This window comes from Clostridium sp. TW13 (genome assembly GCF_024345225.1).
Classification (GTDB): Bacteria; Bacillota; Clostridia; order Clostridiales; family Clostridiaceae; genus Inconstantimicrobium; species Inconstantimicrobium mannanitabidum.
Genome location: NZ_BROD01000001.1, coordinates 2,916,990 through 2,931,590, shown reverse-complemented (window position 1 = coordinate 2,931,590; position 14,601 = coordinate 2,916,990). Strand labels below are relative to the sequence as shown.

The following is a 14,601-nucleotide window of genomic DNA, read 5'->3' as shown; positions in this document are numbered from 1 at the left end:
TATACTATTTTTAAATTATAACAACTGTTGAGGAGGAGAATCATGTTTAAAGAATGGGAAGGATTTAAAGAAGGAACTTGGCAGGAAGGCATTGATGTAAGAAACTTTATACAAAAAAATTATAAATTATATGAAGGCGATTATTCTTTTTTAGAAAGTAAAACTGATAAAACAACTAAGGTGTGGGACAAGGCTTATGCTTTAATAGTTGAAGAAGTTAAAAAGGGAATTATTGATGTAGCTACAGATAGAGTGTCAGGAATTGATAATTATGATCCGGGTTATATAGATAAAGATAATGAAGTGATAGTTGGATTGCAGACAGATGCACCACTAAAGAGAATTGTAAATCCATTTGGTGGTATGAGAATGGTTCAAAGCTCACTACAGGAATATGGTTATGAACTTGATCCTGAAATTGAAAAACATTTCCCTAGATATAGAAAAACTCACAATGAAGGAGTTTTTGATGGATATACAAAAGAAATAAGATTAGCAAGAAGTGCAGGACTTTTAACAGGTTTACCAGATGCTTATGGTAGAGGAAGAATCATAGGTGATTACAGAAGAGTGACTCTTTATGGTATAGATTATTTAATAGAAGAAAAGAAAAAAGATTTAGATAATCTTCAAGGGGACATGCTTGATGAACTAATAAGAAAAAGAGAAGAAGTATCAATGCAGATAAGAGCTTTAGGTGAAATTAAATCAATGGCATCTAAATATGGTGTTGATATATCTAAGCCAGCCTCAAATGCTAGAGAAGCTGCTCAATATTTATACTTTGGCTATTTAGCAGGAATAAAAGAAAACAATGGAGCTGCTACTTCATTTGGTAGAACTTCAACATTCCTTGATATATATATTGAAAGAGATTTAGAAGCAGGGGTAATTTCAGAAAAAGAAGCTCAGGAAATAGTAGATCAATTGATAATTAAGCTAAGATTGGTTAGACATTTAAGAACTCCAGAATATAATGAGTTATTTGGAGGAGACCCAACTTGGGTAACAGAATCCATTGGTGGAGTTGGTATAAATGGTAAACCACTTGTAACGAAGAATTCTTATAGATATTTACACACTTTAATTAATCTAGGAACTTCAGCTGAACCAAACTTAACTGTTTTATGGTCTGATAAGTTACCAGAAAACTTTAAGAAGTATTGTGCAGAGATATCAATTAAGACAGATTCAATTCAATATGAGAATGACGAAGTAATGAGACCAGTTTATGGTGATGATTATGCAATAGCTTGTTGTGTATCAGCAATGAAGGTTGGTAAGGAAATGCAATTCTTTGGAGCTAGATGCAATATAGCTAAATCATTATTATATGCTGTAAATGGTGGAGTAGATGAACTAAAGGGAATTAAAGTTGTTCCAGGAATAGAGCAAATTACTGATGAATATCTTGATTTTAATAAAGTTAAAGCAAATTACTTTAAAGTTTTAGAATATGTTGCTAAAGTTTATGTAGATACAATGAATATAATTCACTTTATGCATGACAAATATGCATATGAAGCAGGACAAATGGCTTTACATGATACAGCAGTTGAAAGATTGATGGCCTTTGGAATAGCAGGACTTTCAGTTGCAATAGACTCATTATCTGCAATAAAATATGCGAAGGTTAAGCCAATTAGAAATGAAGAAGGCATAGCTGTAGATTTTGAAGTTGTAGGGGAATTCCCTAAGTACGGAAATGATGATGATAGAGCAGATGATTTAGGAGTAGAGGTAGTTACTAAGTTCTCAAGTGAACTTAAGAAACATCCTTTATATAGAGATGCTAAGCATACATTATCAGCATTAACAATAACATCAAATGTTATGTATGGTAAGAAAACTGGTACAACACCAGATGGAAGAAAGAAGGGTGAACCACTAGCACCAGGAGCAAATCCAATGCATGGTAGAGATATAAATGGAGCACTTGCATCACTTAACTCAGTAGCTAAGATACCATATAATGAAGTGTGCCAAGATGGTGTTTCAAATACATTTTCAATTGTTCCAGATGCACTTGGAAAGAGTGAAGAGCAAAAAGTAAATAATCTAGTTTCGATATTAGATGGATACTTTGTTCAAGGAGCTCACCATTTAAATGTTAATGTTCTTAACAGACAAACATTGATTGATGCAATGGAAAATCCAGATCAATATCCAACACTAACAATCAGAGTTTCAGGATATGCAGTTAACTTCAGCAGATTGTCAAGAGAACAACAATTAGAAGTTATAAGCAGAACATTTCATGAATCAATTTAATACAACAATGGTAATGAATAGGTAAGAAAAGAAGACGGCATTGAAGGTCGTCTTCTTTTTATATAGAATTAAAGTATGGAAAGCAGCTGTTACCTAAAAATAAAAAGGTTGTAAGGAGACGAGGATATATGGAAAATATAGATAAAGAGTTAATTCAGTGGGTTATCAACAAAATAGAAACTGAATATAACGGAGAGATTAGTTTACTATTAGGAAGAAAGGGTGCATGTAAGATTCCAACAGATGGAGATGATATGGCGTTTGATTTTTTTATACCAGCTTGTGATCATGGGTATTCTCTTGCAAGAACTTTTATAATTGATAATATGGGATACGATTTATTTCCTATGTCTTGGGAGAGAGTAGAAGGCTTAGCAGCACTAAATGAAAATATTACTTTTTGCTTAGCAGAGAGTGAGATTTTATATGCTAGAAATGAAACAGATAGAGAACGTTTTGAATTACTTAAGAGAACTCTATTTAATAATTTGAAGAATAAAGATTTTATATATAAGAAATCCCTAGAAAAAATTAGTTGTGCTATGGATATCTATAAGACTATGATGTTTGAAACTTCTATGTGCAGCATTAGAAAAGCAGCTGGAGGAATTACAAAATATTTATACGAGGCATTAGCAATAATTAATGGAACTTATACTAAAAGGGATTATGGATGTTCACAGGTGAATGAAGCAATAAAAGAGTTACCTAACATTCCTGCTGGCTTCTTGGAAAATTACGAAAGAATTCTTAGAGCAAAAGATGTTGAGTCTATATTAAAGCTTGTTCATGATTTAATGAATGACACAAGAGAATTCTTTAAGCAGTTTGTTCCACAAAATATGACTAATAACTGCAACTATGATGAATTAGCTGGATGGTATGAGGAATCTAGATATACTTTTAGGCGTATTGAATATGGATGTAAGAATAATTTATATATTGAGAGTTTTTCTTTGGGATGCTATTTACAAATAGAATTTGATATTCTTTCAGAAGAGATGGGCTTAGATAAGATGGATTTACTTGGTGTCTACGATGCAGATGATTTATCTTCTTTTAGAAAGCGTGCAAATGAGATAGAAGATTACATTGTAAATCAGATAAAGCAACATGGGGTAACCTTGAGAAAATATGATAATTTAGAAGAATTTTTGAAGTGTCAAAAGTAGCATATTACATTTTAAATATTAAACTGAGGAGCCAGTGATAGAATTATGAAATATAGAAATGCTTCAGAAATTTTGCCGGATAAATTGCTTCAAGAAATACAGAAATACACCTCAGGAGAAGCAATCTATATTCCCCAAGTTACTGAAAAACAGAAATGGGGAGAGTGTTCCGGAGCACGTAGATATTATAAGGAGCGCAATGAACAAATTTGTGAGAAATATAGAGCTGGAGTTCCAATGGAAGAACTAGCATTGACTTTTAATTTATCTTTAGAGAGTATTAGAAAAATAATATATCATAAATAATATGTAGTTATAAAAAAATGACTTGCCTAAAATGGGTAAGTCATTTTACTATAATAATATATAATTTATCAATAATATTCTACACTGGTAATAATGCTGTAAACCCAGTGTGTAGTTTATTTATTGAAATACATATTTTTGCAAAAAGATTAAAGGGGGAAAATTAATTGAAAAAGAAAAAGACACTTTATATGTTGCTTATACTACTTTTTACTGCAAGTCTTTTTACACCTAATGTTGTTGAGAAAGATGTTTATGCAGCTAATTTACCGCAAAATATGCAGGCAGCATGGATAGCCACAGTCTATAATTTAGACTATCCAAGCACACAAAATAATATGGCTAGCCAAAAAAATGAGTTTATTCAAAAGTTGGATAAATTAAAATCTATAGGTATTAACACTGTAGTAGTGCAAGTAAGACCTAAGGCAGATGCTTTTTATAAATCTAGTATTAATCCTTGGTCTGAATATTTAACTGGAGTTCAAGGAAAAAATCCAGGTTATGATCCTATGGATTTTATGATTAAAGAGGCACATAAAAGGGGAATGTCATTCCATGCATGGCTAAATCCTTATAGAGTAACTATGCCAGGTTCAGGAATAAGTTCTCTTTCTAAGAATCACCCAGCGAGACTTCATCCTGATTGGGTACTTAAGTATAATGATGCTTTGTACTATAATCCAGCAGTAGAAGGGGTAAAGAAGCATATTGTAGATACTGTGGTTGAAATAGTTAAGAAATATGATGTTGATGCAATACATTTTGATGACTATTTTTACCCATCAAATTATCCACTTCCTCAAGGACAAGGAAAAGATGGTTCAGTTGCAAACAGCAGAAGACAGAACGTTAATGATATGGTAAAGCGAGTTGGCAAGGCCATTAAGAGTACTAAGAAAAATGTATTGTTTGGAATAAGTCCAGCTGGAATTTGGAAGAATAAAGAATCTGATGCTACAGGCTCTAATACTTTAGGTAATGAATGTTACTATTCTGTATTTTCAGATACGAGAGCTTGGATAAAAAATGGATGGATTGATTATATTGTTCCTCAAATTTATTGGGAAACAGGAAATAAAGCTGCTGATTATGAAACCCTAGTTAAGTGGTGGTCAAATGAAGTGAAGGGAACTAAGGTGAAATTATACATTGGGCAGGGAATATATAAGAATGTAGTTGCCAATCAAATAGATACGCAGTTACAGATTAATAAAAAATACTCTCAAGTTGGTGGAAGTTTTTATTTTAGTTTAAAAGATTTATTATCAGATAAAACAAACTGCAAAGATAAAATAAAAGCTTTTAATCAAAATAAATCTCAAGGTTCAAATACTAATACTTCTAATAAATCATCTCAAAATAAAGTTAAGACAGGGATTGTTACAGCTAGTGTTTTAAATGTTAGAAGTGGTCCTGGTCTAAATTATTCTATTTTAACAACAGTAAGTAGAGGGGCAAGAGTAACTATTTTAGGCAGCAAAAATGGTTGGTATAATGTCAAGTTGTCAAGTGGAAGAGTGGCTTGGGTAAGTATGAGTTATGTTAAAGTAAATTAATTTATATGAGTACTCCTACGACGCTAGGAATAGGAGTTTCATTAATAATGTTGGTGGACAAGTTGTGAAAATTCGACAATATTCTCACCAACATTTAGGTGGAATAGTTCTATATGTATTTATAGACATATTAGTGCTGCATATGCACGTATGGTTTCTATGTGTATGTTTGAATGGTATATGAGTGTAGTATCTGCATATGTATAAGTGTTCAGCTAATTATATTATTGAGTAAAAATAGTAGTATTCATATTTTGTGATACTGCTATTTTATTTTGCGCCTAAAATTCTACAAAATTCTACAAAATTTCAGAAAAACTTCTTGACCGTTATTAGTTATGTGAGTAAAATAAGAAAGACATATAGAAAATGTTTCTAATTGCATTTCTTAAATTCATTATAATAGACAATACTTTTTGATTTTTATCCAAATTAAAGTCTTTAAGACCATTAGTCACAAAAAATTAATGTATAAGTAGTAAATAGGGGGATATTTTTAAAAAGTCAAAAACAAAAATTTAATAAGGGGACAAACTTATGAAGAATAAAATTATTAAGAGAACAATAGGAATTCTGCTATCATTAACTATGCTTAGTGGAGTAACTCAAGGGTTAGGTTTAGGAGTTAAACAAGCTTATGCATCAGTGCTAGGAATAGGTGCTGATAAAGATACATTTGTAGATAATGAAATCTATATTGATGGAAATAGGGGTATAGGAGAATCAAATTTTGCACCATATGAATCCAATTGGGTAGGTAGTATGGATGGAGGAGTTCAGAATTCCAAATCAGCTATTCATTTCAATTTAAATGGAGTAACTTCTAATGTTACAGATGCAAAACTGCAAATTTATACTACATATGCTACTCCTGGAATAACAAGTTTCTTTAATTTATATGGATCTTATAATGATTCATGGCCAGAATCAACAACTATTATTCCGCAACAGTCAACTGTAATTGTACCAAACCAACCAGTAACTGCTGAAGGACAGTGGATTACAATTGATGTAACTAATTTTATTAATGGTGAGATTAATGGGGACAAGCAAGCTACATTTGTATTATCAGCAATATCTGGTGGATTTGCATTTGCTTCAAGGGAAGCAACGAATGGAAGTGCACCTAGGCTTTTTATAGCCACTGTCTCAAATAGTATAATTACTCCAGCAACAGCTAGTTTTGATAAGAATACTTCAGCGCAAGCAGATGTAACAACTAGTATTGCAGCTAATGGAAATAGCTTGATTAACATTACAAATAATGGTGTGCCGTTAGTTGTTAATACAGACTATACAGTGTCAGGTAATGTAGTAACAATAAAGAAGGGATATCTTGCAGGTAGACCAGAAGGAACAACAGCATTACAATTTAATTTTAGTGCTGGAGCTCCTCAAACATTAGCTATTACAGTAAGTGATACAACGCCAAAGTATACAGTAACATTTAAGGATTATAATGGGACCGTAATAGGAACACCTCAAACTGTGACTTACGGAGGGGCAGCAACAGCACCATCTAATCCAACAAGAGTAGGTTATACTTTTGCAGGATGGGACAAGAGTTTTAACAATATAACTAGCAACACAGATGTAAATGCAACATATTCAGCAAGTAATTATACAGTAACATTTAAAGATTACAATGGCACAGTAATAGGTACACCTCAGGTAGTTAGTTATGGAGGAACAGCAACAGCACCATCTAATCCAGTGAGAGCAGGATATACCTTTACAGGATGGGACAAGAGCTTTAATAATATAACTAGAAATACTGATGTAAATGCAACATATTCAGCAAGTAATTATACAGTGATATTTAGAAATTATGATGGAACAGTATTATGGCTACCTCAAACAGTTAGTTATGGAGGAACAGCTATAGCACCGCCAATTATTCCAACAAGAACAGGGTATACGTTCACAGGATGGGACAAGAGTTTTAATAATATAACTGATAATTTAGATGTAAATCCAACATATTCAGCAAATAATTATACAGTAACATTTAGAGATTATAATGGAGCAGTAATAGGTATGCCTCAAACAGTTAGTTATGGAGGAACGGCTATAGAACCATCAATTAATCCAACAAGGACAGGGTATACATTTACAGGATGGGACAGGAGTTTAAATAATGTAACTGGAAATCTAGATGTAAATGCAACATATTCTATAAAGCACTTTTTAGTATCATTCGTAGATAATGATGGTGTAACAACAATAGGAACTTCTCAAAGCATAGAATATGGTGGAGTAGCATCACCACCTATACCGCCAGTAAAAGAAGGATATACATTTGCAGGTTGGGATAAAGAGTTTAATCTTATAGAAGGTGACATAGTAGTTGTCGCACAATATAATATTAATCATTATGCAGTGACTTTTCAGGATTATGATGGAACTCAAATAGGAACAGTACAAAGAGTAGAATACGGACATGGAGCAGTAGCACCACAAGCCCCAGCAAGAGAAGGATATACCTTTGCAGGATGGGATAAGAGTTTTGACCATATAACAGGAAACTTAATAGTAAAGGCAACATATACAATCAATCACTATGATGTGACATTCCAAAATTATGATGGAACTCAAATAGGAGCAGTACAAAGTGTAGAATACGGACATGGAGTAACAGCACCAGAAGTGCAATTAAGAGAGGGATATGGGATAAGAGTTTTGATCATATAACAGGAAATGTAACAGTAACAGCAACATACACAGCAAATCACTATGATGTAACATTCCAAAATTATGATGGAACTCAAATAGGAGCAGTGCAAAGTGTAGAATATGGACATGGAGCAACAGCACCAGAAGTGCAACTAAGAGAAGGATATACCTTTGCAGGATGGGACAAGAGTTTTGACCATATAACAGGAAATGTGACAGTAAAAGCAACATATACATCAAATCACTATGATGTGACATTCCAAAATTATGATGGAACTCAAATAGGAACAGCACAAAGTGTAGAGTACGGACATGGAGCAACAGCACCAGAAGCTCCAGTAAGAGAAGGATATACATTTACAGGGTGGGACAAGAGTTTTGACCATATAACAGGAAATGTAACAGTAAAAGCAACATACACAATAAATCACTACACAGTAACATTCCAAAACTATGATGGGACTCAAATAGGAACAGCACAAAGTGTAGAATATGGAAATGAAGCTACAGCACCAGAAGTACCAGCAAGAGAAGGCTATACATTTATTGGATGGGACAGAGTTTTTAATAATATAACAAGTAATGTTGAAGTGAAAGCTATGTATGCAGTAAATCATTCTACAGTAACTTTTGTAGATTATAATGGAGCAGTAATTGGAAATCCACAAACTATAGAATATGGTAAACCAGCAATAGCGCCATCTGTTCCTACAAGAAAAGGATATACTTTTATTGGTTGGAATAAAAACATTGATTCTATAACAGGAAATTTAACAGTAACAGCAAAGTATGAAATAAATCACTATGTAGTTATATTTAAGGATTATAATGGTACAGTATTATCAACACAAAACATTGAATATGGTAAAGATGCTGTGGCACCTAATGAACCGACTCGAATAGGTTATAAATTCTCAGCATGGGATAAGAAATTTAATAATATTTCTGAAAATATAGTTGCTACCGCTGTGTATGTTACTGGAATAACATATAACATACCAGAAAAGAGTGTGGACAAAAATACTAAAGAAGTAAAAACAGCACTTGGATACTTTACTAGTGGGAAAAATACTATAGTAGTAAATACTAAAGAGGCACATTTAATTATTCCTACTAATGTAGTAAGTTCTTCTGATTTAAGTGGTGTTGATTATATAAAAGTTTTACAAAAAACAGTTGATAGTACTAGCAAAAATGAATTAATTAAGAAATTACCATCAGATGTAAAGACTGTTGGGGCAGTACTTGATTTTAGAATACAATTATTTAATTATAATAACGCACTTATTAAGGATATACACAAATTTGCTAATAATCAGCAAGTTAAGATAAGTATAAAGCTTAACAGTGAGGATATAAAAAACATAGATACTAGTAAGTTATCTGTATATTACTATGATGATAGTATTAAGAAATGGATAGAGCTAGGTGGAAGTTTTGATAAAAATACAATGGAATTCAATTATTATACTTCTCACTTTACTAAATTTGCAGTAATGCAAAAAACAAAAAACAATGCAGAAACTAATAAAAATAATGAGAGTACTTTACCAAAGCCTGCAAGTTCAGAAAAATCTTCTTCAAAAATTACAGATGCAAAAACTAACTTGCCACAAACTGGTTCAGCTGTAGATCTTATTGATTTACTTTCAATAAGTGGAGTGCTTGTATTGTCTGGAATTTGGTTAGTAAGAAGAAAAATAAAATAGAATTTAAAAATAAAATTCATTAAGGAGGTGTAGCACTAGCAGTTTTCAACTACTAGTGCTACACCTTTTTTATTAAGTTAATATTAATTGTGAATAATACGTATTTAAATAATGTTAATTAATATTTAAAAAAAAATTCATAAAATCATTGACAGACGTTTTCAAACTTGATATCATGATTGTGTGATATAGTATGTAACTGGTAATCAGGCATTAACTATGCATAGATATTTGAGGATGTTTATGTTAGTTGATGCTTTTTTTGCGCGCGGAAAGCATCTAAACATCCCAGTCTACAAAAGTATTACAAAAAAAGGAGAATTTTCATGAAAGACAGAGTATTTGGCGTTTTACAACGTGTAGGAAGATCATTTATGCTTCCAATAGCTATTTTACCAGTAGCTGGATTACTTTTAGGTATAGGTGGCTCATTTACAAATGAGACAATGCTTAAAACTTATGGACTTTATAATATAATGGGACCAGGTTCCGTAGCTAATTCATTGCTTACAGTAATGAACGCAGCAGGAAATATAGTATTTGGTAACTTACCATTAATATTTGCAATAGGTGTTGCAATAGGTATGGCTAAAAAAGAAAAAGATGTTGCAGCTTTATCAGCAGCCATCGCGTTCCTTATAATGCATGCATCAATAGGTGCTATGATTACAATTAACGGAGGAACTAAGGCTCTTCTTAATGGAGCATCAACTTCAGTTCTTGGTATAACATCATTACAAATGGGTGTTTTCGGTGGTATTATAGTAGGTCTTGGTGTAGCAGCACTTCATAATAAATTTTATAAGATTGAATTACCACAAGTATTATCATTCTTTGGTGGTACTAGATTTGTTCCTATAATAAGTGGACTTGTTTATTTATTCGTTGGTATAGTAGCATTCTTTGCTTGGCCTCCAGTTCAATCAGGTATTTATAAAGTTGGATCTGTTGTGTTACAATCAGGTTATGCAGGAACATGGTTATATGGCTTAATGGAACGTTTATTAATTCCATTCGGACTTCACCACGTATTCTATTTACCATTCTGGCAAACTGCAGTTGGTGGTACAGCTGTTGTTGGTGGAAAAGTTATAGAAGGTGCTCAAAATATTTTCTTTGCTCAATTAGGAACTCCAGGAATCACTCACTTCAGTGTTTCTGCAACAAGATTTATGTCTGGTAAATTCCCATTAATGATATTTGGTTTACCAGGAGCAGCACTTGCTATGTATCAATGTGCTAAACCAGAAAAGAGAAAATTAGTAGGAGGTTTATTATTATCTGCAGCGTTAACTTCAATGCTTACTGGTATTACTGAACCAATAGAATTTACGTTCTTATTCGTTGCACCAGCATTATATGGACTTCACTGTATATTTGCAGGAACTGCATATATGTTAATGCATATGTGTGGAGTTGGAGTTGGTATGACATTCTCTGGTGGACTTATCGACTTATTCCTATTTGGTATTTTACAAGGAAATGCTAAGACAAGTTGGATATGGATTCCAATTGTAGGTATAGCATATTTTGTAGTATACTATTTATTATTCACATTCTTAATTAAGAAATTTAACTTAAAGACTCCAGGTTGTGATGATAACGAAGAAGTTAAACTTTATCGTAGAAGCGATGTAGAAGCTAAGAAAAATGGTCAAGGTCAAGCAGAAACTGCTGCAGGAGAAGTAGATGAACTTTCAGCTATGATCTGTGAAGGTCTTGGTGGAAAGAAAAATATTTCAGACATTGACTGTTGTGCAACTAGATTACGTTGTACAGTACACAAATCAGAATTAGTAAATGAAGCTCTGTTAAAATCAACAGGAGCATCAGGACTTGTTCATAAGGGTGTTGGAGTTCAAATTATTTATGGACCAAGAGTAACTGTTATAAAATCTAATTTAGAAGATTATTTAGTTACAGCACCAGATGAAGAAGTTTTAGTTAAATCAGTAGAAACTAAAAAAGAAGAACAAACAACTAAAGAAGTTGCTAAAGAAGAAGTTCAAGGAAAAGTTGTAAATACTATAATCTTAGATAGCCCATTAACAGGTGAAGCTAAGGATTTATCAGAAACACCAGATGAAGCATTTGCAGGTAGAATGATGGGAGATGGCGCTATGGTTGTTCCAGTTGATGGTACAGTAGTAGCACCAGCAGACGGTACAGTAAGTTTTGTATTCCCAACAAAACATGCAGTAGGATTTACTACCAATGATGGACTTGAACTACTTATTCATGTAGGAATAGACACAGTTAAACTTGATGGAAAAGGCTTTGAAGCTTTCGTAGCAGAAGGAGACAAAGTTAAAAAGGGTGATAAACTATTAAGTTTTGATATTAAATTTGTTAAAGAAAATGCACCATCTGTTGCATCACCATGTATATGTACAGCACTAAGTAATAAACAAAAAGTTCGTTTATTAAAAACAGGTGCTATAAAGGCAGGAGAAGCTCTATTTGCAGTTGATGTATTAGAATAACAATAAAAAGAGGAGGCATAAAATGTTCAGAGTAGTAAAGGCACTAAATCATAATAGTGTAATTGCTGTAGATATGGAGACATATAAAGAATATATCTTGCTGGGAAAAGGTATAGGCTTTGGAAAAAGAGTCAATGAACGTATGGAAGCTGGAGAAGATACAAAAGTATATCTTCTCCAGAAGGAAACAGATAGAGGATCGACAAAAGAAATAATAAATAATATAGAACCTCAATCACTAGAAATAGCAAGTGCTATTATTATGGAAGCAGAAAAGAAATTTAAGTCAGTAGATGAGAACATTTTATGCCCTCTTGCAGATCATATTACATTCGCAGTAAAAAGAATTAGAAATAATGAAAGTATAAGCAATCCATTGACACAAGATATCAAGGCTCTGTTTCCGGATGAATATCAAGTAGCGTGCAAAGGAAGAGATGTTATAAAGGAGATAGAAGGTGTTGATATAAACGAAGATGAGATTAGTTATATAGCACTTCACATTCATTCTAGCTTAAGTGATGAAAAAATATCGCAGGCAATGGAAACTGCAATGTTAGTTAGAGAATGTATTACATGCATCGAAGATAACATAGGGAAGACAATTGATATTGAATCATTATCCTATAATCGTCTTATGAGCCATATAAAATATATGGTGGCAAGATCATTAAAGGGTGAAGCTATAAAGCTTGATATGAATGATTATATTAAAGAAAGATTTCAAAAGTCATTTGAAATAGCAGAGGGCATATGCCAAAAGCTAGGTAGAGGAATCAGAAAAAAGATTGCAGAAGTCGAAATTGGTTACCTTGCAATGCATATTGAAAGAGTATTTTCAGATGAATCAGTAGACTAAAAATATGAAAAGTATCCTAACATTTTTGTGTTAGGATACTTTTTGTTTTTCTCCAAAGTGGCATTTTTACTATAAATATTTAAATATATATATTTTTTTATAGATATATATTTAAATAAGTTTTCTATACGGTATTTGACTATTTGCTTAAAACGGTAGTTAAGCAAATGCAATTTTATTATTCACATAATTGTTGTATAATGTAATTTAATTAATTTGATATGAGTATATTTGGGTTAAACTAATAAAAATTTTAGTTATGATATATGGAGGAAATAGTATGAATAATCCATTTATAAAAAATGGTGCGGTAAGTTTAAATACATCTATAAATAAGCTGATAATAAGAAAAATGCCAATAGATAAAGTAAAACAAGATTTAGAAGGTAAGGCAGCAATAGATATTTTTTCTACAGAGTTATTTATTGAAGAAATTAAGATAAGAAGTGAGATGTTAAGATTAGATTTAAATTGCATAGATGAAAAGAAGTTACCTCAGTATTTAAATCAATGTTTAGAAAGTAATAATGTTATAGTTAAGGATACAGCCAATGATATTATTAAATTATTTGGTGAAAGATTAGCTATTATTTTGTTAACTTTGAAGAAAGGTGAGAATATTAATAGATTGGGAAGAAAGGATTGGGATGATAGTAACTGGGAGTATTGGAATCAATTAAAGAATGTGATTTTAGTTGGAGGTCTTTCAAGTGAAAGATTAGGAGAAAAGTTAAAATTCTATATAGAAGAAGTTTTTAAAGATTCAAATGAAGAGGGATATAACATTATTTTAAGTAAAGATTCTTCTAATGTTGGAATAAAAGGCTGCTCTACATATATTGATGGGGATCAAGAAAAATCATATTTGATTTTTGATTGTGGACATACTTTTATAAAGAGAAGTCTAGTAAAAATGTGCAATAAAGAAATTATCAATATTATACGATTGGATAAAGTCTCATCTAGACATGTTGTATGTGATATTGATAATGATCAAGAGAAAAAGAATGAGGCTATAGAATTGCATAAGTATCTTTTGAATATAATCATAGATACAGTAAATGATGCTAACTCAAAAATCGAATTAGAAAGATCAAGAAAATACAAAACGAAAGCAGGAGAGTATTTAGGTAATGAAAGTATAGGCAATCAAATAGTAATAAGTATAGCCAACTATGTTAACAATGGTTTATTTGTCAATAGGGGTGGTTATGGGAAATTAAGATTAATAGCAGATAATTATGAAAAATATTTGTCTGATGAGTTATATAAAAGCATTGGGAAAAGGTTCAATATAACATTTGTACATGATGGCACTGCTATGGCTGCTGCTTTTTCAGACTATCCTAATTCAGTTTGCATATCCTTAGGAACTTCATTTGGAGTGGGATTTCCTATAGATAAAAATTGCTAAGATTAGATATAGATAAAGTTAAAAAGAATGGCTTGTTTTGTTTGATATGATAGTAGTTATATGCAAGGTAGGTATCAGTAAATTTATTTTGAATATAAAAGTGAAAAAACATGCATCGAATATAAGTAATTAGGTGCATGTTTTTTTTAGCTAGC

General features: G+C 31.9%; 9 protein-coding genes. All 9 read left to right on the top strand.

The genetic code is table 11. From position 1 onward, the window contains the following. Nucleotides 1–42: 42 nt before the first annotated feature. The 9 genes from pflB to OCU47_RS13845 all read left to right on the top strand — a co-directional run bounded on the left by pflB (nucleotide 43) and on the right by OCU47_RS13845 (nucleotide 14,446). Nucleotides 43–2,271: a formate C-acetyltransferase gene (gene pflB, locus OCU47_RS13890; protein ID WP_261829201.1), complete on the top strand. Its 2,229-nt coding sequence runs from the start codon at nucleotides 43–45 to the stop codon at nucleotides 2,269–2,271. Between the two features lie 128 nt (nucleotides 2,272–2,399). Beyond that, nucleotides 2,400–3,443, top strand: coding sequence for a hypothetical protein (locus tag OCU47_RS13885; RefSeq protein WP_261829200.1), 1,044 nt, complete (start codon nucleotides 2,400–2,402; stop codon nucleotides 3,441–3,443). 45 nt (nucleotides 3,444–3,488) lie between these two features. Next, nucleotides 3,489–3,749 carry a CD3324 family protein gene (locus tag OCU47_RS13880; RefSeq protein WP_261829199.1) on the top strand — a complete coding sequence of 87 codons (261 nt, stop codon included), beginning with the start codon at nucleotides 3,489–3,491 and terminating at the stop codon, nucleotides 3,747–3,749. 167 nt (nucleotides 3,750–3,916) lie between these two features. Beyond that, nucleotides 3,917–5,308, top strand: coding sequence for a family 10 glycosylhydrolase (locus OCU47_RS13875; RefSeq protein WP_309297454.1), 1,392 nt, complete (start codon nucleotides 3,917–3,919; stop codon nucleotides 5,306–5,308). A gap of 537 nt (nucleotides 5,309–5,845) precedes the next feature. Continuing rightward, the gene (locus OCU47_RS13865; protein ID WP_261829198.1) at nucleotides 5,846–7,999 is read left to right on the top strand and encodes an InlB B-repeat-containing protein; all 2,154 of its coding nucleotides are present in this window, start codon (nucleotides 5,846–5,848) and stop codon (nucleotides 7,997–7,999) included. Continuing rightward, the gene (locus OCU47_RS13860; protein ID WP_309297471.1) at nucleotides 7,927–9,690 is read left to right on the top strand and encodes an InlB B-repeat-containing protein; all 1,764 of its coding nucleotides are present in this window, start codon (nucleotides 7,927–7,929) and stop codon (nucleotides 9,688–9,690) included. Before OCU47_RS13865 ends, OCU47_RS13860 begins: the two co-directional genes overlap by 73 nt. 326 nt (nucleotides 9,691–10,016) lie before the next feature. Beyond that, entirely contained in the window at nucleotides 10,017–12,173 is a 2,157-nt protein-coding gene (locus OCU47_RS13855; protein WP_261829197.1) for a PTS sugar transporter subunit IIABC, read from the top strand. A gap of 22 nt (nucleotides 12,174–12,195) precedes the next feature. Further along, complete coding sequence (locus OCU47_RS13850; RefSeq protein WP_261829196.1) at nucleotides 12,196–13,032, top strand: PRD domain-containing protein; 837 nt, start codon at nucleotides 12,196–12,198, stop codon at nucleotides 13,030–13,032. Between the two features lie 280 nt (nucleotides 13,033–13,312). Next, nucleotides 13,313–14,446 carry a hypothetical protein gene (locus OCU47_RS13845; protein ID WP_261829195.1) on the top strand — a complete coding sequence of 378 codons (1,134 nt, stop codon included), beginning with the start codon at nucleotides 13,313–13,315 and terminating at the stop codon, nucleotides 14,444–14,446. Nucleotides 14,447–14,601: the final 155 nt, after the last annotated feature.